The sequence below is a fragment of the Gilliamella sp. B3892 genome (genome assembly GCF_026536305.1).
Lineage (GTDB): Bacteria > Pseudomonadota > Gammaproteobacteria > Enterobacterales > Orbaceae > Gilliamella.
In genome coordinates this window covers 1-25,760 of record NZ_JAFNOK010000018.1, presented here as the reverse complement: position 1 = coordinate 25,760, position 25,760 = coordinate 1, and the positions used below count along the sequence as shown (strand labels likewise).

Below are 25,760 nucleotides of genomic sequence, written 5' to 3'. Positions count from 1 at the left end.
GCGAGGCGCTGCTTTGTCCGGAACAAATCAGCGCCGGTGCGTTAAGACCGAACGAAGGCGGAGGGCAGTCGAAGACCGCTTTGGGCGGTGCTGCGTGGGGGTTATTAGGGGGATTTCGCACCAAATCCCCCTAATTCGGACGCAGACACCGAAATGAAAATATCAACTAATTTCCAGCGTCCGAAACCTACAGATCACCCCCCCACAGATAAAAACCTACAACTTCTTACCCCTAATCAATCCGTTTTATAAAATGTTTTATTTTAAATCCCATTGCCATTAATGCGGCAAAATAGATGATTATGCCGGCGATTACCAATAAGAGTAATCGTCCTACACGCATTAGCATTGTTCCGGTTGACCAATTTGGTAGGAGTTGTGCGCCAAACCATAATACGGCTGACATGAGTATGACTGCGATGATCACTCGGGTTAAGAATAGATACCAACCCGGTTGCGGTTGGTAGAGTTGCTTTTTGCGTAATTGCCAGAAGAGTAATCCGGCATTAAAACATGCAGCCAGTCCGATTGATAAGGAGAGTCCGGCATGCTGTAGTGGTCCAATAAAAATCAAGTTCATCAGTTGGGTTAAGATAAGGGTTATTATGGCGATTTTTACCGGTGTTTTGATATCTTGTCGGGAATAGAAAGCCGGCGCCAGTACTTTGATTAATATCAGTCCAAGCAAGCCTATTGAGTAGGCAACTAATGCCCGTTGTGTCATTAAGGTGTCAGTTAAGGTGAAGTGTCCGTACTCAAATAGGGTTGAGATTAATGGGCCTGATATGACCCCTAAAGCGACAGTACTAGGTAGAGCGAGTAAGAAGCATAAGCGTAATCCCCAATCTAATAGCTCGCTGTATTGCTTTTGATCGCCGTTTGTGAAGCTTTTTGCTAATGACGGTAATAGTATTGTGCCTAACGCTACGCCGAGTACGCCTGCGGGGAACTCCATTAATCGGTCGGCATAATACATCCACGAAACTGATCCCGATACTAAAAACGAGGCGAAAATGGTGTTGATAATCAGTGAGATTTGCCCCACTGAAACGCCTAAAATCGCTGGTCCCATTTGTTTTAAAACTCGCCATACGCCGCTGTCTTTAAAGCTGATGCGTGGCAAGACTAACATGCCTATTTTTTTTAAATAAGGGAGCTGATAAAGGAGTTGTAATATGCCTCCAACTCCAACAGATACCGCCAATGCCAATACTGGCGGATCGAAATAAGGGGTGAGAAAGAGCGTGAAAATTATCATGCTGATATTAAGCAGCGTGGGCACAAAGGCCGGAACTGAAAATCGATTCCAGGTGTTAAGAATTGCCCCAACCAGCGATGCTAGTGATATAAAAAAGATATAAGGAAAGGTGAGCCGTAATAAGGTGGTGGCAAGTTCAAATTTTTCGGTCGAATCTTCCAAAAATCCCGGCGCAGTTAACATAATGATAAAAGGGGCGGTGAGCACACCAATTAAGGTGACCAGCGCCAGTACCAGTGTTAATAAGCCTGATACATAAGCGACAAAGGTGCGGGTAGCGTCGATGCCTTGCTGATTTTTATATTCCGCTAAGATTGGAACAAATGCTTGCGAAAAAGCGCCTTCAGCAAAAATACGTCTTAATAAATTAGGCAGTTTAAAAGCAACAAAAAAAGCATCAGTTGCCATGCCGGCGCCAAAAAAGCGGGCGATAATTGCATCACGCACAAAGCCTAATACTCGTGATACCATTGTCATTGAACTGACTGTTGCTAAAGATTTTAAAAGATTCATAGATGATTTTTATACAATCTTAAAGGGTTGGAACAGATAATGATACATAGTCTACAAACTATTGCTTTAAAGCACCATGCTTTTTTTATAAGCGCTGGTTTCGATTTTACCGTCAGCAGTGTGCTGACGGCGGATAACATTAACGATCTTCAAGAGGAATAAATGGTTTAAGCTGACCGATGTTTTTATAGGCAGGTCGAATAATTCGGCGGTCATCAAAATTGAGCTCTTCAATTCGATGTGCACACCAACCGACAATTCGGGACATGGCAAATAACGGGGTGTAGACCTCTTTCGGTAAGCCAATCATGTCATAGACAAATCCGGAATAAAAGTCGACATTAGCGCAGACCTGTTTTTTGGTTCGGGCGTTTTTTCGATTAACAATGGCATTAATGGCTCGTTGTTCAAGCAAGTTTAAAAAATCATACTCTTTTACTCGTCCCTTCTCTTTAGCCAGTTCGTACGCCATTTCTTTAAGTAACACGGCTCGTGGATCGGATACAGTGTAAACCGCATGTCCAATGCCATAAATCAGCCCTTTTTGGTCGAACACTTCTTTATTTAAGATGCGTTTTAAGTAGTTATCAATTTCGGTAACATCAGTCCAATCTTGGATCTGTTGTGCGAGGTGTTTGAGCATTTTGCCGACTTGCAAATTTGCCCCACCATGCAAGGGTCCTTTTAACGAGCCGATACCGGCAGCAATTGAGGAATAAGTATCGGTGCCGGTTGAACTGGTCACCCGTACGGTAAAGGTTGAGTTATTCCCGCCGCCATGTTCGGCATGAATTATCAAGGCGAGATCTAATACTTTCACATCAAGTTGCGTATAACCTCCGGAGCCTTTCATCATATATAAAAAATTTTCAGCGATAGAAAAATCTTCATGCGGGTGGCGAATATGTAACGATTTGCCTTTGGCGCTATGGCTTAACATGTTATAGGCATAAGCAATGATCGCCGGAAATTTGGCAATTAAGTCAATTGATTGGCGCATTAAATTGTCTCGAGAGGTGTCATCTGCCTGTGGGTCATGGGTGTACATTTCCAGCACGGTTCTTGCTAAGATGTTCATCACATCGTGACCTTCGAGCTGCATAATGGCAATTTTGGTCTGTTTTTCCAGCGCCATTGATTCGCAAAGTAATCGGGAAAAGTCACGCAGTTCTTCCGCATCCGGTAAATAGCCGGATAAAAGCAGATAAATGGTCTCTTCAAAGCCTGTGCGCTGCTCTTTTTGAGCATTATGTACCAGATCGTCAATATTAATCCCACGATACAATAATTTTCCGTCAATCGGTTTTAATACACCATTATCTAACCGCTCATAGCCTAGCACGTCGCCGATTTTAGTTAATCCAACCAGTACACCTGTGTGATCAGCATTACGTAAACCACGTTTGACATTGAATTTTTCGAATAGCTGCGACTCAATTTTGCTGGTGTTTTTAATGGTTTCAGATAATTTATAAACCAAAAACTTCTCTTTCATTTTGTTTACCGCCCTTGTTTTATAAGTTATCAATTACCGCTTGGGTAAATTGACTTGTGGATAAGGGTTGCCCATTTTGCATAAAGCGGGCTAAGTCTGTTGTGGCTTTTCCTTGCTGAAATAGTTTTTCCATAGCTTGAGTAATCAGTTGCCCTACTTCATACCAACCTAGATAATCAAACATCATCACGCCCGATAATAACAGCGAGGATGGATTGGCTTGATTTTGCCCGGCAATATCCGGTGCTGTGCCGTGCGTTGCTTCGAAAATCGCATGCCCGGTCAGATAGTTAATGTTTGCCCCCGGTGCAATGCCAATGCCACCAACTTGAGCGGCAAGTTGATCGGAGATGTAATCACCATTAAGATTTAAGGTAGCCACAACGCTGTAATCTTGTGGCTTAAGCAGCGTATTTTGTAAAAAGGCATCACAAATCACATCTTTTATAATCAGTTTGCCGGATGATTTGGCCGCTTGTAAGGCTTCATCGGCAAGAGCTTGACCATTAGCTTTGGCCATTTTGGCATATTGATTCATGGTAAATACTTCATTGGCAAACTCGCTTTCGGCTAAGGCATATCCCCATTGTTTAAATCCACCTTCGGTAAATTTCATAATGTTGCCTTTATGCACTAATGTGACTGACGGTAATTGATGTTGTAAGGCGTATTTTATCGCTGCACGGATTAATCGCTGCGATCCCTCAATCGATACTGGTTTAACCCCAAATGATGAGGTTTTCGGAAATCGCACTTTGTTAACGCCCATTTGCGTCGATAAAAATTGATAGAATTTTTCGGCTTCGGGGGTGCCTTGTTGCCATTCGATGCCCGCATAAATATCTTCGGTGTTTTCCCGAAAAATAGTCATATTGACCTTTTCCGGATGTTTAATCGGTGACTCTACCCCTTTAAACCAGCGCACAGGTCGTAAACAGACATACAGATCTAATTCTTGCCGTAATGCCACATTAAGTGAACGAATTCCTTCACCAACCGGTGTCATTAATGGACCTTTGATCCCGATAAGATAGTGTTTAAAGGCATTGATAGTCTCTTGCGGAAGCCAGCTACCGGTGAGGTTGTAAGCTTTTTCGCCCGCCAGCACTTCGCACCATTGTACGCTTTTCTCGCCGTGATAAGCTTTTTTAACGGCAGTATCAAATATCGTTTTGGCTGCTGCCCATATCTCTTTGCCCACGCCGTCACCTTCAATAAAAGGAATGGTCGGATGATTTGGTACGATTAACTGTCCTTTTTCAATTAAAACTTGCTGTTTCATCGGGTTTCTCCCTGTTATGTTTAATTGTGGTTAATTTGGGCTTTTAGCTTATTTAGGGCACTGCCTGCTTTATACCACTCAATTTGTGCTTGATTGTAAGTATGCGCAACGGCAAAACTGTCAGTGGTGCCGTCTTGGTGGTGAAGCGTTAAGGTTAGATTTTTGCCCGGCGCAAAATCAATTAAGCCGGTAATACTGATTTGGTCATCTTGCCGAATTTTGTCGTAGTCATTTTTATCAACAAAGGTCAACGCTAACATGCCTTGCTTTTTAAGGTTGGTTTCATGAATGCGAGCAAATGATTTAACCACAATGGCTTTTACATTTAAAAAACGAGGCTCCATAGCAGCGTGCTCACGTGAGGATCCTTCGCCGTAGTTTTCTTCGGCAACAACAATCGAGCCTAAACCTTGGGCTTTCAATTTTCGGGCTAAGGCCGGAACGGGCATATACTCGCCGGTTTGTGCATCTAACACACAATTGGTTTTTTGATTAAAGGCATTAACCGCGCCAATTAGCATATTGTTAGCAATGTTATCTAAATGCCCTCGGAATTTAAGCCATTGACCAGCCATTGAAATATGATCTGTTGTGCATTTGCCGGCGACTTTAATTAACAGCGGTTGCGATACAATATCTTGTCCGTCCCAGGGTAAAAAAGGCGCTAATTGCTGTAACCGCTCTGAATTTGGGGCGATGTGAATGGTAATGTGGCTACCGTCAGCTAGTGGCTCAATATAGCCGGCATCATCAACAGCAAATCCCTGTTTGGGTAGTTCATCCCCAAAAGGCTCCGGCAGTTTAACTTGTTGTCCTTGTTGATTAACAAGGCTATCAGTGAGTGGATTGAAGCTTAGCTTGCCGGCAATCGATAATGCCACCACAATTTCCGGTGAACAGACAAAAGCATAGGTATTTGGGCTACCGTCATTACGTTTGGCAAAATTACGATTGAATGACGTAACAATGGCATTTTTATGTTCATCTGCCACATCATCACGCCGCCACTGACCGATACAAGGACCACAAGCATTTGCCATAACTGCCGCCCCGGCTTGCTCAAAACGCTGTAAAATGCCGTCTCGTTGTGAAGTATATTTTACTTGCTCTGAGCCGGGATTGATGATCAATTTCGCTTGCACTTTAAGCCCTAATTGATTAGCGCTATCAAGCACTGATGCCGCCCGCATCATATCTTCATACGATGAGTTAGTACATGAGCCAATCAAGCCAACTTCCATGTTATCGGGATAATTGTGCTCCGCTACAGCAGCAGCTAAGGTTGAGATCGGATAGGCCAGATCGGGGGTAAATGGACCATTAACATAAGGCTCGAGTTCAGACAGGTTGATATCGATGACCTGATCATAGTAGTTTGCCGGTTGCGCTAACACGGCCGGATCGGCATTAAAGCAGTTCATTAAATCTTGAGCTAAATCCACCACCTCTTGCCGCCCTGTCATCGCTAAATAGTCGGCTGATTTTTGGCTATAAGGAAAAATAGAGGTGGTGGCACCCACTTCGGCGCCCATGTTACAAATAGTCGCTTTGCCAGTTGCCGATAACGATGATGCACCTTCGCCAAAATACTCGATAATTGAGTTGGTGCCCCCTTTTACCGTTAAGATCCCAGCCAGTTTTAAAATCACATCTTTAGGTGAAGCCCAGCCGGATAATTTACCGGTTAGCCTTACGCCAATAATTTTTGGCATTTTTAGTTCCCACGGCATGCCCGCCATAACATCAACAGCATCCGCCCCGCCAACACCAATAGCTATCATAGATAGCCCACCGGCATTTGGGGTATGCGAATCAGTGCCTATCATCATTCCACCGGGAAAGGCATAATTTTCAAGAACAACTTGATGAATAATGCCGGCATCGGGTTTCCAAAAACCGATGCCGTATTTGTTTGATACATCCCGTAAAAATTGATAGACCTCTTGATTATTGCTTTGCGCAACAATCAGATCATCATAAGCATTTTTGTAAGCTTGAATCAGGTGATCACAGTGAACGGTAGAAGGCACAGCAACTTTGTTACGCCCGGAATTCATCAATTGTAAAAGCGCCATTTGTGCTGTGGCATCTTGCATTGCCACACGGTCGGGGGAAAAATTTACATAATCCTCACCTCGCTGATAAGCTTTGAGTTTCTCGCCTTCGGCAAGGTGGGTATAGAGGATCTTTTCGGTTAGGGTTAAGGGGTTTCCGATAGTTTGGCGGATGTGGTCAAGTTTTTGTGGATAGTGCTGATAGATGCGTTTAATTAAATCGAGATCGAAAACCATAATAAAAACCTCACTGCTTATATATCATACTTCGTGAAATATCATTTATTTTCAAACTGCATATTTATGCCATTTTTGTGACTAAATATTCACACACTATAGCACCAAATTTTTTTAATGCAATCGGACTCAATGAAAATTTATTATTAGTGACGAGCAACGGTTTAATCGCTGAAATTGAGCTAATACCAGCATTTACACCGCCTTGAGAAATATACTATCGAATTATTGAGGATTAAGCTCATCAAAGAAAATATAAAAATAGGCTTTTTCATAAGTAATAATAATGTAAAAAAGTTTCAGAAATTACCTACGTTTGAGTATAAAAAAGACGCTCAAAGCCTTGTTTGCCTGTATAATTAATCTATGCTAAATTGTCTTTCCGAACACTATTCAAACGTACTTTTTTTATGAATCAAACAAAAAATCAATCGCCAATACCTAGTGGCGGTTTTTTAAATACTATTGAACGAATTGGTAATAAAATTCCGGATGTAACAACGCTGTTTTTCTACGCTTTAGTTATCTGTTTTGTGGCTTCTTGCCTCCTGTCTTTTGTGAGCTTTGACTACATCAATCCGGTTACCCAGCAAAAAGTAGCAGTCGTTAATATGCTATCGCCGGATCATCTGGTGGTATTTTTAACCAAAATGGTGAACAATTTTGTCTCCTTTCCGCCACTCGGTATCACTATCGTTGCCACTTTAGGGATTGGTATTGCCGAAAGTAGTGGCTATATCCATGTGCTACTTAAAAAGTTGTTAGCGGTCACACCCAAAAAATTAGTGACCCCGTCGGTTATTTTTGTCAGTATGGTATGCCATATTGCATCAGATTCGGCTTATGTGATTTTAATGCCGGTATCAGCAATGATGTTTTATGCAACCGGCCGTCATCCACTTGCCGGTATTGCCGCTGCATTTGCCGGATTAGCCGGCGGTTTTAGTTCGAGCTATACGCCGTCAATTATCGATCCCATTATGCAAGGCTTTACGCAAAGTGCGGCGGAAATTATTGATCCTAGTTATCAAGTCAATGTGCTTTGTAACTACTTTTTGAGTTTTGGTGGGACGTTTTTTGTCTTAATTGCTTGTTGGTTTGTCACCGATAAAATTGTTGAGCCACGTTTGCAAGCAACCATGCCATTAAATAAAGATCTACAGTTAGATAATATTGCTGATTCACCGGCAATCACGCCAATTGAAAATCGTGCTTTTAAAGTCGCTTCTGTGGTTTTTTTAATTATCGCCATTGGCTTAGTTTTACTTTTATTACCGAAAAACTCGTTATTACGTGCGCCGGACGGCAGTATGACCAGTAATCAAGCGCCGATCATGCAAATTATCGTTCCGCTATTATTTGTCTTTTTTGCGATTCCGGGCTTGATTCATGGGTTTATCACTGGCGCCTTTAAATCGTCACGTGATATTGTAAAATCAATGGAAAATATTATTAAATCACTGATTCCATTTATTGTGTTTGCCTTCTTTTGTGCCCAATTTTTATATGTGTTTTCACTCTCTCAAATCGGAACGTTAATTGCTATCGGCGGGGCTGAGTTTTTAAAAGCATTACATCTGCCTTCAGTTGTCACCATTTTTGGGGTGATTATTTTAACCAGTATGCTTAATGTATTAATTACATCAGCGTCGTCAAAATGGGCAATTTTAGCGCCAATTTTTGTACCTATGTTGATGTCAGTTGGCATATCGCCGGAATTGACGCAAGCCGCTTATCGCATCAGTTCAGCGGTTAATGTCAGTACGCCAATGTTTGCTTTTTATCCGTTAATCATTGCTTATTGCCAACAGTACTGCAAACAAACCGGCGTGGGTACATTAAGTTCGATGATGATCCCTTATACCGCAGCCTTACTGATTGCTTTGACGATAAACTTACTGCTATTTTGGTTTTTAGGTATTCCAATTGGTTTTGATAGTGGTTATGTCTATCCGCCAATCGAAAGTTAATTATTGATAAGGACGCAAACAAATTATGAATATGACTGAACAATTAGTTGAACGTTTTTTACGTTATGTCAGCATTCCCAGCCAAAGTGCAGCGGGGTGTGCTCATGTTCCTTCAACACCGGGACAAACACAGCTTGCCAAATTACTTGAGCAAGAGTTATTGCAACTGAATTTACAAGATGTGCATCTTGATGAACACAGTATTGTTACAGCAAAATTAGCCGGTAATGATCCTTCTGCCCCAAATATTGGTTTTGTCGCCCACCTTGATACCGTTGATGTGGCGCTTTCAGATAAGATTAACCCTCAGCGTGTCACTTTCACCGGTCAAGATATTTTATTAAACAAAGAAAAAGCGATCTGGTTTTGCGTTGATGAGCACCCTGAATTGATGAAATATCTTAATCAAGAGTTAATTGTCACCGACGGCACAAGTGTACTTGGGGCGGATAATAAAGCCGCTATTGCCGTGATAATGACCATGTTAGATCAGTTACAACAACAAAACCGCCCGCATGGCGATATCTATGTTGCTTTTGTGCCTGATGAGGAAGTGGGGCTTAACGGTGCCAAAAAACTTGATTTAACACGTTTTAAACCTGATTTTGCTTATACCATTGATTGTTGCGAACTGGGTGAAGTGGTGTATGAAACCTTTAATGCAGGTTCAGCAACCATTGAAATTCAAGGGGTATCAGCTCACCCTATGTCAGCCAAAAATGTGTTGGTCAATCCAATTCGAGTCGCTAACGATATTATTAACTGCTTTGATAGCTTCCAGACGCCTGAGCACACTGAAGGTAAAGAGGGCTATTATTGGTTTAATGATATTGTTGGCAATCAAAGCACCACTACGTTAAAAATGAGTATTCGAGACTTTGATTTAGCCAGCTATCAAGCTCGTAAAGCCTATATTCAAGAGGTGATTAAGTTAATTCGGGTTAAATATCCAAAAGCCAAAATCGAATGTCATATTACCGATACCTATAGCAATATTGCTAACTATTTAGGTGAAGATCGCCGTTGTATTGATCTCATTTATCAATCCTTTGAATTGCTCGGTATTAAGCCTAATACCATTGCCATGCGAGGAGGAACAGACGGTTCAGCGTTATCAGCACGTGGGTTAACGACACCAAATTATTTTACCGGTGCACACAATTTCCACTCATGTTTTGAGTTTTTACCGCTATCTTCTTTTTTGAAATCGTTTGAAGTCACAATGAAAATCATTGAGCTGTCTGCAAAAGGGCAGTAATCTTATCGGCAATAATCTTCTTAAAGAGGGAAGCACTTCCCTCTTTGTTTATATTAATTGTTTGAAACGTCATGGGTAGTTTAAGGCAATTTGATCTTTAGATAATCACCTTAAGACTTTTTAGGTGTTATAGCTTGTAACTGGCTGTCAGCAAAAAGGCTCTTGGTGTGCCGGGCATGCTATTTGAGCGCCAATATTTTTTACCGAATAAATTAGTCACAGCTAGCGTAATATCGTACGATTTGCTTTGATAACCGATAGCACCATTCCATAAGCCATATCCTGCTCGCTTATAGAGATTTTTGTCATCGTTATACATTGAGCCTTTATAATTAAACTCCAGCTCGGTAAACCAATTTTCGGCAGGTAGGTATCGAACGTTGACATAACCGCTCTGTTTGGCTGTATTGGATAAATATTTGCCTTTATTAGCCGGGTTTTTGTTATCTTTATGCACTTTCGCCTGCTGATAGCCTATACCGCTATTGATATACCATGATGAGCTGAGTTGACCAATTAGGCTAAACTCCACACCTTGGCTTCGATCGCTACCTCTAACCTGCCAATTATAAGGATCGTTGACAGCATCAGGTTGATAGCGCACATTGTAAAGTTCAAGATCATAAAGGGCGATTTGAGATGAGAGCTTATCACCTAACCAATCGCTTTTAATGCCAATTTCATATTGGCGTGAATATTGGGGTTTATCATCATAAACCGTTTTGGGGTCAGTAGAGAGGGTAATTAACCCACGTCCGCCATACGGCGAAAAGTTTTTACTGTAAGAGGCATAAAGGCTTTGCGATTCGATTGGTTGCCAAATCAAACCAACTCTTGGGCTTAATGAATGACCGCTATAGGAGCGACGTTGATGTTTTAGTTCATCATTGGAGGCAAATTCATAATTATCATAACGCAATCCGGCAAGTAACTTCCACTGGGTTGTAAAGCTGATTAAATCTTGCCAATATAGCCCTTTAGAAATCGCTTTGTGATTCGTTTTTGTATTCAATTTATTGTAATGTGACTTTTTTGAGTACCAGTGAGGATGAAATGGATCGACCACTTCCGGATAAGCACTGGTTAAAGCAAGTCTGGGTTGGCGTTTTTCAATGTTGTATTCAATTCCAACTAACATTTCATGCTCAATACTAGCGGTGTTAAACTTGCCCATTAAATCAAGCGTATTACTATAGGTTATGTTAGCCGTTTCTTGCCATGCTCGTCGAAATTGTAATTTACCGGGATAGTTGCAGGCTTTACCATTACTCAATTGACCATTTACCGAACAATAACTCCCACCATAAATATGGTCAAAATTTTGTGAAGCTTTGCGGTATTGATTGGTTAATTTAAGCGACCAATCATAATTTAATTCAAACCCCATGACTGAACGTAATGAACGATAATTATCTTTCACATAATCATCCGGGTGCGCATAAGCAGTTTTTATCGATACGCCTTTCGGTAAATCATAATATGCCGGTGCTCTATCCGGACGGCGCCATAAATTATCATGGGTATATTGTACTAACCAACTAAACCCGTCGAGATTATCATACAGTATACTTGGCGATACCATGGTATCTCGTTGCTTAATGCCTTTACGGAAACTATGGTCAGTTTGATGATCGATAGTCATCCGTATTGCCAATTTGTCGGTTAACACCTGATTGATATCAACCATACCGCCGTATTTATCCCATGAACCACCACGCAAACTCAATGTGGTGGGAGAATCGAAATTAGCTTGTTTACTAATCATATTCACAATACCGCCACCCGATCCACGCCCATAAAGCACAGAGGCTGGACCTTTTAATATTTCTACACGTTCAATATTGGCAGTACTTTGTCTGACCTGACCACTGGCTCGTACACCGTCACGATAAATATCACCCGAACTTGGCGAAAATCCCCTGATTTTTATGCCTTCATCACGCATATCATAAGTGGTATCAACACCGGGCAACTTATTCACCAGTACACTTAAATCGTTTTGCCCATAAATTTTTTCTTGTTCAAGGTTAATACCGTTTATTGTTTGAGGAATATCTTTGATATCAAGAGGCATTTTGGTTGCGGTTGCTGATTTTTTTAGCCGTTGATCATGACTATCGGTAATGGTGGCAACAACTTTCATTGTTTCAATCTTAGCCTCATCTTCCTGTTGGTCTTGTGCAGTTGCGATAAAAGAGGCTGTACCTAATACCCCTAATACGGTTAATTGATTAACTAATTTCATTGTTTATCCTATCATCGATTGTTATAAGTGATTTCATTCACGACTTGATTCACAATTAATGATAATGATTATTATTTGCATTGCAACTTATTTTATATTTTTTAACCAATTCACTATGCAGTGTTACGTTTAATTTATTGATATAAAATATTATTTTGACATGGCTGTGGTAAATACAAAAATGCGGGAAGTTTTATAAGATATCATTAACCAACAAAGAATTTAGCATTGGTTGGCATGATCGGTCAGCAAGCGATATACCATTCGTTTTAAATAAAATGACAAGAGAACTCGCTTTATCACAATAATTTTTATCGTTGCTTGATAATGTAAAATATTGAAGGAGGAAAGTGGTGGGTCGTGAGCGATTCGAACGCTCGACAAACGGATTAAAAGTCCGCTGCTCTACCGACTGAGCTAACAACCCATTTTTGAATAGAATTACTGACGTCTTATTGATTAAGGCTTCAAGCAATTTCGGGTTGCTATAATACTTATAATTATCAAGCTTCGCAACCCTTTTATTACTATTTTTGTTTGATAGCTGGTTATTTATACACTTTATTTCAACGAAGCGAGTTTCTTTCTCGCTAAATCAGCGATATTTTTATCTTTAGCGTATTTACTAACGACTTGTTGAAAAACAGCTTTTGCATTTTTCTTATCACCTTTATCAAGTAAAATTAACCCTACTTTATAAAGGCTATCAGCAGCTTTAGCTGAAGTTGGAAAATCTTTTACTACAGTTGCATAGTAAAATGATGCATTATCTTTGTTACCTTGTTTATAGTTAAGCTGCCCGAGCCAATAATTGGCATTAGCTCGGTAATTAGACTTTGGGTAAGCTTTTAAAAACCTTTCAAATGCAATAATGGTGTCATTAGTTTGTTGGCTATCATTAACAAATTTAACGATAAAATTGTAATCTGTTTTATCATTCCCTGAAGTTGTCCAACCTACAACACCTGAAGCATCATTGGGAATAGCGCTTGAAGTTGGTTCGCCATCATTGGACTGTGAAGAGGTATTGTCACCAGAAGAGAATCCGGAACCATTTGTCATTTGCTGTAAAATCATTTTCTGACGTTCTATGGTCTGATTCAGTTGATGTCTGGTCTCTTCTAATTGACCGCGAAGCATATCGACATCAGCCTGTAAATCACTTATTTTTTGTTGATTCTGTATAAGTAATTGACCTTGTGCTTGAACTGTTCTATCGATATCTGAGCTACCTGCAGCACAACCATAACCTGCAAATGAAAGAAATAAGAACAACGTGAATATTCTTTTATACATATTATATCAACTCGGTGTGAACTTAAGAAAAACGGCTGAAAATCAGCCGTTATATAGTGGTATTAATAAGCTTGGTATACAATTACAGCACGACGGTTTTTAGCATAAGCTGCTTCGTTGTGACCTAACACTGCTGGCTCTTGTTTACCATATGATCTAACGGTGATTTGAGAATCAGAAACACCATTACCTTGTAAGTATGCTTTAACAGCATTAGCACGACGCTCACCTAATGCGATATTGTATTCTGGTGTACCACGCTCATCGGCATGACCTTGGATTTGTACAGAAACTTGAGGCCAAGTACGTAAGAATACTGAATGCGCATTTAATAATGTTGTATAATCAGGTTTAACATCATAACGATCGTAATCGAAATATACTGTGTTAACTTGTTGTAATTTTTGAAGTTGCTCTAAAGCTTGTTGTGTTAAAGTAGCGTTAGCATTACCACCATTTTTGTTGCTGCTATTAGATGAACATGCAGTTACAGCGATTAATGGTAAAGCAATCGCAGCTACTTTAAGAAATTTAGAAAATTGCATTGTATTAACTCCTTTGTGTTTGAATAAATTGTTACTTATTATTTTTTAATTCTAACCAACTTCAAAGTAATCGATGTTACTAACTAGAAAGATTAGAGCTATATATTATAACGACCTTAAGCTTTACACAATTTTAATCATTATAATATTGAATAAATTTTAACCGTTCTCTAATAAATAAGGTGACCATGCCGGGAATGTTACTTGCCCGTCAGTTGCCGGTAGTTTTGCTTTAAAGTTACCATCGGTCGAAACAAGATTCAAAATTGTCCCTAAACCTTCAGATGAACTATATATAATCATCGTACCATTTGGCGCTATACTTGGTGTTTCATCCAAATAAGTATCAGTTAATCGTTGATAAGTACTGGTTGCGAAATCATACCGAGTAATATGTTGCTCACCATTATTGGTTGAAATCAAAGCGAGAAACGAACCGTCCGGCGCCACACGTGCATTTTGATTTTGGGTATTTTCCCAAGTTAAACGTTGCGATTCACCGGTATTGATATTAATTGTATAAAGCTGTGGACGACCGGCCTGATCAGAAGTATAAACGATTGTTTGATTATCTGGCATCCAAGATGGCTCAGTATTATTACTACGGCCTGATGTGATACGCGTGATTTTCTTCGATCTTAAATCCATTACATATAAATTCAAGCTACCGTCTTTAGATAACACCAATGCTAATTTGCTGCCATCCGGTGAAAATGCCGGTGCGCCATTGTGTCGTGGGAACGAAGCGAGAGTTTCAACCGCTCCACTACCTAGTGTTTTTAATACTAAAGAAGTGCGATTATTTTCAAATGTTACATAAGCTAACTTTTTACCGTCCGGTGACCATGTTGGTGACATGAGGGGATCTTTTGAACGATGTACCGTGACTTGATCATATCCATCATAATCTGATACCCGTAATTCATGTTTGAATTGACCTTTAGTTGTTTTCACTACATAGGCGATTCGAGTTCTAAAGGCACCTTTGATACCGGTTAACGATTCAAAGATCTCATCACTAGCAGTGTGAGCGGCATAACGAAGCCAGCGTTTTTCAATAGAAAACTCATTGCCAGCTAAAACTTCACCAGGACGATTGACGGTATCAATTAATTGGTAGTTAATTTTATACTTGCCCGATGCATCAGGTTGAATCGAACCAACGACAACGGCTGTAATACCAATATTACGCCAAAGCGCCGGATTAACTTCTGAGGCAGTAGTTGGTCTTTGAGGCATTGAAGCAACATCAATTGGGTTAAATTTACCACTATTACGCAAGTCAGAAGCAATAATATCATTGATAACTTGTGGAGGTTCTCCACTTCCTATCCATGTAAAGGGAACAACAGCGATTGGTTTTGCAGAACTTATACCATCAGTTATAACAATCCTTACTTCTGCATTAGACATCACTGTATAAAATAAAACAAAACAAGTTATCAAAAAGCGAGAAGCAAATTTGATCATCTTAAATTCCTTAATAAAAACGAAATACATTGATTTAATAAATTAAAAACGCAATTAAATGTAACATCAAATTGTTAAAAAAATTAACATATCGCATTCATTATTAGCTGTTATTACCCTTTATCATATATAAATATTTTTTCAGCGAGAAAGATAGCCGATATTGAGTAACAAGTCTAGAGTATTTAAAACAAAAAATTACGATATGTTTACAGTTTTTTTGTGGTACTAACTTTTAACAGTCTAGAATTTGATATTATTATTTTAATTTATTTGCTTATACTAATCTGATTTAAGTCAGGTTTAAAGTGTTTAAGAAGATATTTTTTTAAAAATCTGTAATAAAAAATAGAAACTTATAAAAAAATTAATTGAAGCTATGAAGAAAATTGATCGGTATTGCTTAATATAATAAAAATAGACATCACAAATCTTACTTTTGGCAAGTTTCGCAATAAAAGGTATTACGCTGTCCTATACGCTTTGATTTTATTTCAGTTTTACAGTTTAAGCACGCTTGTCCTGAGCGCCCATAAACTTGTAGTTCTTGAGCAAAGTAACCCGGTTTACCGTCAGATTTTAGAAAATCTTTTAACGTCGTACCGCCTTGCTCTATAGACTGATTCAAAACCTGTTTAATTGCTACAACTAATCTTTCAAATTCTGCCCGTTTTAAGGTATTCACTTTTCGATTTGGATTAATGTGTGCCATAAATAGTGACTCAGAAGCATAAATATTGCCAACGCCAACAACGATATGGTTATCCATTATAAAGTTTTTGATTGGCACTTGGCGATTTTTGGCTTTGTCTAATAAATAGTTAGCACAAAATTCATCACCTAATGGCTCGGGTCCTAAATGTTTTAACTGAGTCACATCATCGATAGATTCAGCCCAAAGCCATGAGCCAAAGCGACGTGGATCAGTATAGCGCAAAATTACGCCATTATCTAATACCAAATCGACATGATCATGTTTTTGGACAGTTTGTTGATTTTGCAAAATACGTAAGCTACCTGACATTCCTAAGTGAATCACTATCCAGTTATGCGTTAACTTTAATAGCAGATACTTTGCTCGCCGTTGCACATCTAAAATAACTTGCCCATGCGCACCACTTATTGCCTCATCGATAGGCCACCGCAATTTGGGCTGCCTAACAATGATTTGTTTGATAGTTTGCCCTTTTAAGTAAGGCAATATACCTCGTCGGCTTGTTTCAACTTCTGGTAATTCAGGCATAATATTCCACTTAGTTGTTAAACATATCCGTTACCCACGATGGCGCTTGTTGTGTCGGCGTCAATTCATTATTGGCTGAACATAAGCTTTGCGGGTTGGTTGTCCATACCGGTAAAGTACGTCCTCCACTGCTACCGTCGCATTGCCATTGACCATTACTGTCGATAGGCATGGTAAAGATATTTTGCGGTAACGGTTGCAGCAATTGTTTCGGTGGATTGTTTTGTAAGTATTCACTATAAATTTTTAGTGCACCTGTCGCACCAGTTAATTTCATTGGTGTATGATCATCAAGCCCAATCCAAATGACCGCAACATTTTTGCCGTCAATCCCGGTAAACCAGCTATCACGTGAATCATTACTTGTGCCGGTTTTTGCCGCTAAATTAAATGAGCCATATTTAGCTTTTAATGATCGAGATGTTCCCGATGCGACCACTTGTTGCATAGCGTAAGTTGTTAGATAAGCCGACTGTTGAGATACCGCTTGAATTTGTTGTGGGTAGCTTTGATAAACAAGTTCGCCTTTATCAGTCAATACATATCTTAAAATTGTTAATGGTGAGCGCTTACCATTATTTGCGATAGTTTGGAACATTTGCGCTGTTTCAAGTGGTGTTAATTCCAATGCACCAAGTAATCTTGACGGTAAATTAGGGATCCTGTCAGACGGTACGCCCAACGATTGAAGTGTATTTTTGGTCGCATCAAGCCCTAATGCCATACCGAGATTGACCGTTGGTACATTAAGAGAAAGTGCTAAAGCATCAACCAACATCACTCGATCACGAAATTTACGGTCGTAGTTTTTAGGTTGCCAATAAGAACCATTATCGAGCTTAATTGATAACGGGCTATCATCAAGCCAAGTGTTAAGTTGATAATGGTCGGGTTGCCCAAGCGCAGTTAAATAGGTTGACGGTTTTGCCAATGAGCCTATTGCTCGTCTTGTTAACCAAGCACGGTTGTAACCAGGATAACGAGGCTCAGCACTACCAATAATAGACCGAATTTCACCGGTTTCACGGCTGACAATCACCATAGCTGTTTGTAAATCTTTGCTGGTCGATTTACGTAATGTTTCAATCTGATTGGTGACCGCTTGTTCAGCTGAAGCTTGTGCCACTGGATCGAAGGTGGTGAAAATTTTCATTCCGGAGAGATGATCTGCTTTATCCCCTAACTGTTTTCGCAGTTCACTTCGAACAACTTGCATAAAGGCAGGTTGTGGAGAAATCACCCCGCCTTTAGGTAAAACCGAAAGTGGGCGCTGACTTAATAGATTGTATAGCTCTTCATCGATAATACCTTGTTGCTGAGCCAGTTTTAACACCACATTACGGCGTTCGGTAACTTGTTGTGGTTGAGTCCAAGGATTATATACCGATGCTCCTTTGACCATACCCACTAATACCGCTTGCTGATCTAAAGTTAATTCATTAACCGGGCGACCAAAATAGTAAAGACTGGCTAACGGAAATCCGTGAATTTCCTCAGCACCAGCTTGACCAAAATAGACTTCGTTAAGATAGAGTTCTAAAATACGCTCTTTGCTATAACGCGCATCTAAAATTAACGCCATATAAGCTTCACGTAATTTACGACTTAAACTCCTTTCATTGCTCAAAAACAGATTTTTAACTGTCTGTTGGGTTAAGGTGCTACCACCTTCGGTGCGACCGGTGGTTAAATTCACATAAATAGCCCGACCAATGGAGTATAGACTTATACCATGATGCTCATAAAAACGCTTATCTTCGGTGGCAATGAGTGTTTGTAACAACGAATCGGGAAACTGTTTTAATGGCACAAATAGCCGTTGCTCACCATTAGGCGAATGCATCATGGTGATTAATTTAGGATCGATTTTGAGTAAACCAAAATCTCGTCCGGTATCTAAATTTGTGATGCGGTCGATGCGGTTATCATAAAAGGTAATTCTAACGCGAAAAGCTTGCTCTTCACCGTCAGGGAACATGAATGGTCGGCGATAAATTTCTACCGCATCATTAGATACAATGAATTCACCGGGACGGGTTGCTTTACTATCTTGCTGACGATATTGTGCGCCATTAAGCATGGTCACAACATCACTTAAACTGTAATCGCTATCCGGTTCAAGGTCGATAATTTGCCCATATACTGCCGCAGGTAATTCCCAAACATTACCTTCTATTCGCTCTTTAATTTGTTGATCAAGATAGATGCCGTAAACAACAGTTACGGCCATAAAAATCAAAAAAAGTTTGAAGATTAATGACCAAAATCGACGCCATAAAGATCTCTTTTTATTTTTTGATTTTTTCTTAGCTGATTTTTTTTGGGTTGATTTATTCAAACTACACCTAACAATTACACTGTATAAAATTAGCTTATAATAACACAGTTTTTTAGCCAGATATCTGCAAACTTTTTGTAAAAAAGTGGCGCGCCCACAATATATTATCTATAAGCCAAAGTTAAAACGTTAGTTGCGATTGGATCTGTTTCACTTTTGCTAAGAACGCTTTTTTAGATTTACCGGTTAAACCTTCATTGATCGGTAAACTTGCCGTTAATGGGTTAACAGGTTTGTTGTTAATATGCAGTTCAAAGTGTAAATGAGGGCCGGTTGAACGCCCGGTATTACCAGATAGACCAATTTTATCACCCTGCTTCACTTGTTGCCCTTGTTTCACCAGAATTTTATCTAAATGCATGTAAGTTGTCATATATTGGCGACCATGTCGGATAGCCACATAGTTACCAGCTGAGCCGCTATATTTAGCGATAACAACTTCACCATTTCCCACAGATAAAACAGGAGTGCCCCTTGATACGGCAAAATCGACACCATTATGAGGTGTGACAACTTTGGTTACAGGATGTAAACGTCGAGGATTAAAGCCGGAAGATACCCGAGCTTGTTTGGCTAGCGGATAACGGAAAAAGCTTTGTGATAAACTTGCACCATTGACATCATAGTATTTGCCGTCGTCAGCTAAAATAGCATAATAATCTTTAGTGCCATTTTTGAATCTAACGCCCAGAAGCTGACTTTTGGATAAGCGATCACCGTGCTTTTCACGAGTTAAGACAACTGAGAATTTATCGCCGATTTGCAGTTTGCGAAAATCCAATCGCCACTGTAATGCACGTGTGATAATACCAATTTCATTACTGGTTAAGCCACTTTTACGCGCATCAGCCACAAAACTGGATTTGATAACCCCGGTTATGACTTTATTTTCTTGTGAAACGTTTTCTGCTGTCTCGGACGTTTCAACGAATTTATCACCTGATTTCTCATAAACTCGGATGTTATTGCTGGAAATTGCCCATGTCAGATTTTGTAAATTATGATTATCATCCGTTGTCCAACTGATTTGCTGCCCTATTCTTAAATTGGCCAGTTGTTTATATTTATTGGTCAGCAAAAATACATCTTTTTTGCTAACATTATAACGTAACAAAATCGCATGTAAGGTATCACCACGAGAAATCGTATATTGAACAGTATTATTATCTTTGCCATCAATAATTTCATCAATTTCATCTGGAGCTATCTGATCTTCCGGTTCATCTGAGGACTCAGTTACATTGTCAGAGTTTGATTGAGCTTCGGCAATTTCAACTCGCCCTTCACCAACATCTATCGCAGATTTATCAGTAACGGTTGTTTGTGCCTGAGAATTTAAAGGAACATAAACAGTACGTCCAAAATTTAATGGGCGCCATAATAGGATGAATAAGATAATAATAACCAGAGATCCTAATATTGAAAAATAAGGAATTTTAAATTTATTCTTTTCAATATTAAGTGATTTAATCTGCCGTACCAAAATTAACCTTAACTATTTATCATCTAAATTATTTATCATTCAAACAATCCAACAGTTGCTCAGTTAATTTTAATAAAAATTGTGAATAAGCATCTTTTGTTACAGCAATGCCTGTTCCTAATGGATTTAATTCTCCAATTCGTACATCAGTTCCATTCACTAACTTTTCAATAACTGCAGGGCTAAACTGTGGTTCTTTAAATATACATACTGCTTGGTGTTCTTTTAACTCCTGTTGAATTGCATACAATTTTTGAACACCAGGCTGGACTGCTGGATTTATAGTAAAACTTCCTAGATTCTTTAATCCGAACTGTGATTCAAAATACCCATAAGCATCATGAAACACAAAATATCCTCTATTTTGTACGTTAATTACTTTTTTTGCAATGATTTGTTCTGTATCTGCCAGTTTTGTTGTGAATTTGTTTAGATTTTCATCAATTAATACTTTTTTATTGGGATATAACTTAATAAGTTGGTCATGAATGGTTTGTGCAATCACTCTAGCTATCTTTGGCGATAACCAAATATGTTCATCATACTCGCCACGATGATGATGTTCTGACAGGTCATCTTCTGCATGATCGTGATCATGGTTATGGTCATGCTCTTCATGACTGGTACGTAATAACGGTTTAATTTGTGCAATATCCATAAGTTCAATTTGTTTTTGCTTATCGATATTTTTTAATACGGTAGGCATAAATGTTTCCATATCTTCGCCAACCCAGATAATTAATTGCGCATTTTTAATTTTTAGCAGATCTGAAGGCTTTAATGAATAAGTATGCGGGGAAACACCGTCGGGCAATAAAATTTCGGTATCAGTGACATTCCAAGCAATAGCTTCTGTGATAAACCCGATAGGTTTAACAGATGATATAATTTTAGCTTGAGCGTAAGTGGTCATTGCGCCAATAGCAAAGCTAAAACCAACGATCATCAAGTAATTTGCTAATTGTTTTATGTTTTTATTGATATAATTTTTCACATCATTATCCCATATTTATAAAATATGATAGAATAGATTCCCATAATTGTTATAATATAACATAACATTTAGATCAGCAAGGGCTATCAATAATATGACTCAATTAATCAAGCTTGATAATGTGTCGGTCGAAATAAACCACCAAAAGATATTATATGATGTTTCATTATCGATTAGTCTTAATCAAATCATTACGGTACTTGGCCCAAATGGTGCAGGTAAATCAACCCTCGTTAAAGTGATCTTGGGGTTAATGGATCATACTTCCGGTACCATTGAACGCTTGCCTAATTTAACCATTGGATATGTACCTCAATCAATTAACTTAAATCCAACTTTACCCATTACCGTTGAGCGTTTTATGCGCTTAAATAAGCAATTAAGCAAAAACGACATTGTAGAGACTTTATCTTTGGTCAAAGCTGAATACTTATTTAAGCGCTCAATGCATCAGTTATCGGGTGGTGAACTTCAGCGGGTTTTGCTTGCGCAAGCATTAGCAAAACGGCCTAAACTGTTAATTCTTGATGAACCAACTCAAGGGGTCGATGTCAATGGGCAAGTTTTGTTATATGATCTTATTGCTGATGCTAAAAATGTATTTAATTGCGGTATTCTAATGGTTTCTCATGATCTGCATTTGGTTATGGCTAAAACCGATGAGGTAATTTGTTTAAATCATCATATTTGCTGCTCCGGAACGCCAGCTATTGTCTCTAACGATCCTGAGTTTATCTCCTTGTTCGGTCAACATGGCGCATCACAAATTGCTTTATATAAACATCATCACAATCATCAACACGATTGCTGTAAACAACCTGTTGAACAGACTAAACAGATAAAGTTACCTGATTTTGGAAGGAAAAATAATGATTGAGTTACTGCTCCCGTCTTTATTAGCTGGTTTGTGTTTAAGCTGTGTAACTGGCCCATTAGGAACCTTTGTTGTTTGGCGAAGGATGTCCTATTTTGGTGACACATTATCGCATGCAGCTTTACTTGGTGTAGCGTTTGGATTCTTGCTGAATATCAATCTTTTTTATGCCATTATTTTTGTTACGTTGATTTTAGCTTTAGGGTTAATGTGGTTGGAATCACAAAAACAACTACCGATTGATACCCTACTCGGCATTTTGGCGCATAGTGCATTATCACTAGGTTTGGTGGTCATTAGTTTAATGGATAGCATCCGTATCGATCTAATGGGCTATCTATTTGGTGATCTATTAGCTGTCACCATGCTCGATGTATACCAAATCTTAATTTGTGTTTTATTTATTGGTTTAATGCTGTTGTGGCGTTGGAATCATTTTCTATACATAACAGTCAGTGAAGAGTTAGCCTTTACTCAAGGTATCAATATACAATTTACTAAACTGCTGTTAACACTATTATTGGCTTTGACGATCGGCATAGCAATGAAATTTGTCGGGGCTTTAATTATCACTTCATTATTAATCATTCCCGCTGCCACCGCAAAATATTATGCTAAAACGCCTGAAGCAATGGCGCTTATTGCGATTATTATCGGTATGCTTTCCGTTATAGGTGGCTTAGTTTTTTCGCTTATTTATGACACACCGACAGGCCCTTCAGTGGTATTGAGTGGTACTTGTTTATTTTTTATTTCGTTATTTTTAGCTAAGTTTTTATTAAGTGAAAAAAACCAATAAAAATAACCAATAAATAAGAAAAAACAAAACATTTTTTGCGAGCAAAGTCGCATTTATCATTAAGTTGAACTTAATATTTATCTAAACGCGATAAATTAAAGAAAGTTTTTTATACTTAATGGTGCAAATTATGTCTCTTGCGATTGTCTCAACCCGTGCTTCTATCGGAATACAAGCACCGCAAATTAATGTCGAAGTACACATTAGTAATGGATTGCCAGGTTTTGTGCTGGTAGGGCTACCTGAAGCAACGGTGAAAGAAGCAAAAGATCGGGTTAGGAGCGCCATTATCAATAGCGGCTTCACGTTTCCGGCAAAGAAAATCACCGTTAACCTTTCACCCGCTGATCTTCCTAAAGAAGGAAGTCGTTTTGATTTACCTATAGCTATCGCTATTTTAGCTGCTACAGAACAAATTCCGGTAGATAATCTGGCACAGTATGAGTTCTTAGGTGAGTTAGCGCTTTCGGGCGATATAAGAGCGGTTAAAGGCGCAATTCCGGCGGCAATAGCATCAAAGAAAAATCATCGTGTTTTAATTATTTCAGCTGAAAATCAATCTGAATTATCTTTGATTCACCATAACAATACATTAATCACCACTAATTTATTACAACTATGCCAATATTTATATAATGAAATCAATTTGCCCATGGTTGAATATCGTGATCATAACGATACTGGAAATCAAGTGGAAAAATTAGAAGATATTGTCGGTCAGGAACATGCTAAAAGAGCGTTGGAAATTGCCGCTGCTGGTGGTCATAATCTATTATTAATTGGTCCTCCCGGAACAGGTAAAACAATGTTAGCAACACGTTTAACTTCGCTTTTACCGCCGTTATCAGATGATGAAGCGTTACAAAGCGCTGCAATAACTAGTCTTGTAAGTCCTAATGGTTCGATAAAAAATTGGCGTCAAAGACCGTTTAGAGCGCCTCATCATAGCGCATCAACCGCAGCCTTAGTCGGTGGTGGCTCAATACCTAAACCGGGGGAAATTTCATTAGCACATAATGGCGTACTATTTTTAGATGAACTACCGGAATTTAATCGTAAAGTGCTTGATGCCTTAAGGGAACCGATTGAATCGGGCGAAATAGTGATTTCAAGAGCCAATGCGAAAATAAAATTTCCTGCCAAATTTCAACTTATTGCCGCTATGAATCCAAGCCCAACTGGTCATTACCAAGGTACGCATAATAGAACAACGCCACAACAAACTATGCGTTATTTAAATCGGCTATCGGGGCCATTTTTAGATAGGTTTGATATCTCTATCGAAGTGCCATTATTACCTAAAGGGACACTTAGTCAGAAAAATATCGCAGTTGAATCAACACAGAGCGTAAAACAGCGAGTATTTAAAGCAAGAGAAATACAATTAGGAAGGAATAACAAGCTTAATAGTCAGCTAAGCGTAAATGAGATAAAACATTATTGTCTGTTATCGGATGAGAATAACGAGTATTTGGAACAAGCTTTGATTAAATTAGGTCTTTCAGCACGAGCGTGGCACCGAATTTTGAAAGTCTCACGTACTATTGCGGATTTAGATTCATCAGTCAATATAGAACGACAACATATTTCAGAAGCATTAAGTTATCGTTCTATGGATAGGTTATTAATTCAATTACATAAAAACATTGGGTAATCAATTAGTCGTCACTATCGACAAAATCATCGTTCACATCAACTTGAGGTTTCCCGCCTGATAGTGTGTGAAAACGTTTTGGTTTGTTGATACGAGAAAGGTATTTTAACCATGTTTTTTCAAAATCAGTAGATGCGTCTTTTTTGCCTTTGCAAACCGCAACAAAAGACTTTTCTTCAGCTGTAACAGGTTTTTTAGTTTCTGCATCCAGATCTCTAAAAGCACATCCATATTTCTCTAAAATCTGCGCTTCTTTAATCGTAAAATCACCGTGACGGGAAAATCCTCTCGGATAATTCTTATTATCAAAAAAGCGTTGTTGACTTATAAAACTTTCAGCCATGTTATATCCTCTAGATTGTAAAAGTAGTTGGGCGGGAATTATAATTGACTAAGTAAATCTGTAAACAAAATTCTTTTATTTGCTAAGATAAAAATGAACGAACGACTAAAATTAAGACAAAGCTATCATATTTATGGCAGGGGCGGAGAGTCTCGAACTCCCAACACCCGGTTTTGGAGACCGGTGCTCTACCAATTGAACTACGCCCCTAAATAAAGGTGGCGGAACGGACGGGGCTCGAACCCGCGACCCCCTGCGTGACAGGCAGGTATTCTAACCAACTGAACTACCGCTCCACCGTATTTGGTATGTATATATATAAAATTAAAAGTCTGGCGGCACCCTACTCTCACATGGGTAATACCCACACTACCATCGGCACTACGGCGTTTCACTTCTGAGTTCGGCA

At 39.1% G+C, this 25,760-nt stretch carries 18 protein-coding genes and 3 tRNA genes; 5 read left to right on the top strand and 16 right to left on the bottom strand.

What is annotated here, in order from left to right; genetic code table 11:
• Positions 1-232: 232 nt before the first annotated feature.
• The 4 genes from murJ to J3U74_RS12055 form a co-directional block, all read right to left on the bottom strand.
• The gene (murJ, locus tag J3U74_RS12070; protein ID WP_220218164.1) at positions 233-1,771 is read right to left on the bottom strand and encodes a murein biosynthesis integral membrane protein MurJ; all 1,539 of its coding nucleotides are present in this window, start codon (positions 1,769-1,771) and stop codon (positions 233-235) included.
• A 139-nt stretch (positions 1,772-1,910) separates the two neighbouring features.
• The gene (locus J3U74_RS12065) at positions 1,911-3,266 is read right to left on the bottom strand and encodes a citrate/2-methylcitrate synthase (protein WP_267329019.1); all 1,356 of its coding nucleotides are present in this window, start codon (positions 3,264-3,266) and stop codon (positions 1,911-1,913) included.
• Between the two features lie 19 nt (positions 3,267-3,285).
• On the bottom strand, positions 3,286-4,548 hold the full coding sequence (gene icd, locus J3U74_RS12060; RefSeq protein WP_267329020.1) for an NADP-dependent isocitrate dehydrogenase: 1,263 nt from the start codon (positions 4,546-4,548) through the stop codon (positions 3,286-3,288).
• 20 nt (positions 4,549-4,568) lie between these two features.
• Positions 4,569-6,839, bottom strand: coding sequence for an aconitate hydratase (locus J3U74_RS12055; protein ID WP_267329021.1), 2,271 nt, complete (start codon positions 6,837-6,839; stop codon positions 4,569-4,571).
• A gap of 410 nt (positions 6,840-7,249) precedes the next feature.
• On the opposite strand from J3U74_RS12055, the gene J3U74_RS12050 reads away from it, so the two are divergent.
• Both J3U74_RS12050 and pepT read left to right on the top strand, forming a co-directional pair.
• Positions 7,250-8,809 (top strand): AbgT family transporter, encoded by a 1,560-nt coding sequence (locus J3U74_RS12050; protein WP_220218168.1) that lies wholly within the window; start codon positions 7,250-7,252, stop codon positions 8,807-8,809.
• A gap of 25 nt (positions 8,810-8,834) precedes the next feature.
• On the top strand, positions 8,835-10,067 hold the full coding sequence (pepT, locus tag J3U74_RS12045; RefSeq protein ID WP_267329022.1) for a peptidase T: 1,233 nt from the start codon (positions 8,835-8,837) through the stop codon (positions 10,065-10,067).
• A 127-nt stretch (positions 10,068-10,194) separates the two neighbouring features.
• Here pepT and J3U74_RS12040 read toward each other — a convergent pair whose 3' ends face one another.
• The 9 genes from J3U74_RS12040 to znuA all read right to left on the bottom strand — a co-directional run bounded on the left by J3U74_RS12040 (position 10,195) and on the right by znuA (position 21,681).
• Positions 10,195-12,312 carry a TonB-dependent receptor gene (locus tag J3U74_RS12040; RefSeq protein ID WP_267329023.1) on the bottom strand — a complete coding sequence of 706 codons (2,118 nt, stop codon included), beginning with the start codon at positions 12,310-12,312 and terminating at the stop codon, positions 10,195-10,197.
• Positions 12,313-12,663: 351 nt separating this feature from the next.
• Positions 12,664-12,739 (bottom strand) — tRNA-Lys (locus J3U74_RS12035).
• A 134-nt stretch (positions 12,740-12,873) separates the two neighbouring features.
• Positions 12,874-13,608 (bottom strand): tol-pal system protein YbgF, encoded by a 735-nt coding sequence (gene ybgF / locus J3U74_RS12030; protein ID WP_220218171.1) that lies wholly within the window; start codon positions 13,606-13,608, stop codon positions 12,874-12,876.
• 62 nt (positions 13,609-13,670) lie between these two features.
• Positions 13,671-14,153 carry a peptidoglycan-associated lipoprotein Pal gene (gene pal, locus J3U74_RS12025; RefSeq protein WP_220218172.1) on the bottom strand — a complete coding sequence of 161 codons (483 nt, stop codon included), beginning with the start codon at positions 14,151-14,153 and terminating at the stop codon, positions 13,671-13,673.
• Between the two features lie 159 nt (positions 14,154-14,312).
• Positions 14,313-15,620, bottom strand: a complete 1,308-nt coding sequence (tolB, locus tag J3U74_RS12020; protein WP_366939886.1) for a Tol-Pal system beta propeller repeat protein TolB — start codon at positions 15,618-15,620, stop codon at positions 14,313-14,315.
• Positions 15,621-16,056: 436 nt separating this feature from the next.
• Complete coding sequence (gene mutM / locus J3U74_RS12015; protein ID WP_220218174.1) at positions 16,057-16,866, bottom strand: bifunctional DNA-formamidopyrimidine glycosylase/DNA-(apurinic or apyrimidinic site) lyase; 810 nt, start codon at positions 16,864-16,866, stop codon at positions 16,057-16,059.
• Positions 16,867-16,876: 10 nt separating this feature from the next.
• Positions 16,877-19,204: a bifunctional glycosyl transferase/transpeptidase gene (gene mrcB / locus J3U74_RS12010; protein WP_267329025.1), complete on the bottom strand. Its 2,328-nt coding sequence runs from the start codon at positions 19,202-19,204 to the stop codon at positions 16,877-16,879.
• 121 nt (positions 19,205-19,325) lie between these two features.
• Positions 19,326-20,687 (bottom strand): murein DD-endopeptidase MepM, encoded by a 1,362-nt coding sequence (mepM, locus tag J3U74_RS12005; RefSeq protein WP_267329026.1) that lies wholly within the window; start codon positions 20,685-20,687, stop codon positions 19,326-19,328.
• Positions 20,688-20,715: 28 nt separating this feature from the next.
• Entirely contained in the window at positions 20,716-21,681 is a 966-nt protein-coding gene (gene znuA, locus J3U74_RS12000; protein ID WP_267329027.1) for a zinc ABC transporter substrate-binding protein ZnuA, read from the bottom strand.
• Between the two features lie 94 nt (positions 21,682-21,775).
• On the opposite strand from znuA, the gene znuC reads away from it, so the two are divergent.
• The 3 genes from znuC to J3U74_RS11985 all read left to right on the top strand — a co-directional run bounded on the left by znuC (position 21,776) and on the right by J3U74_RS11985 (position 25,008).
• Positions 21,776-22,558, top strand: coding sequence for a zinc ABC transporter ATP-binding protein ZnuC (znuC, locus tag J3U74_RS11995; RefSeq protein ID WP_267329028.1), 783 nt, complete (start codon positions 21,776-21,778; stop codon positions 22,556-22,558).
• Positions 22,551-23,354 carry a zinc ABC transporter permease subunit ZnuB gene (gene znuB, locus J3U74_RS11990; RefSeq protein ID WP_267329029.1) on the top strand — a complete coding sequence of 268 codons (804 nt, stop codon included), beginning with the start codon at positions 22,551-22,553 and terminating at the stop codon, positions 23,352-23,354. The genes znuC and znuB overlap by 8 nt, the downstream gene beginning before the upstream one ends.
• Positions 23,355-23,484: 130 nt before the next feature.
• A complete protein-coding gene (locus J3U74_RS11985) occupies positions 23,485-25,008 on the top strand; it encodes a YifB family Mg chelatase-like AAA ATPase (protein WP_267329030.1) in 1,524 nt (507 codons plus the stop codon).
• A gap of 4 nt (positions 25,009-25,012) precedes the next feature.
• On the opposite strand, the gene J3U74_RS11980 is transcribed toward J3U74_RS11985, so the two are convergent.
• From J3U74_RS11980 to J3U74_RS11970, 3 genes are all read right to left on the bottom strand, one after another.
• A complete protein-coding gene (locus J3U74_RS11980; protein ID WP_220218181.1) occupies positions 25,013-25,351 on the bottom strand; it encodes a DUF413 domain-containing protein in 339 nt (112 codons plus the stop codon).
• A gap of 134 nt (positions 25,352-25,485) precedes the next feature.
• Positions 25,486-25,561, bottom strand: a tRNA-Trp gene (locus tag J3U74_RS11975).
• A 9-nt stretch (positions 25,562-25,570) separates the two neighbouring features.
• A tRNA-Asp gene (locus tag J3U74_RS11970) sits at positions 25,571-25,647 on the bottom strand.
• Between the last annotated feature and the right edge of the window lie 113 nt (positions 25,648-25,760).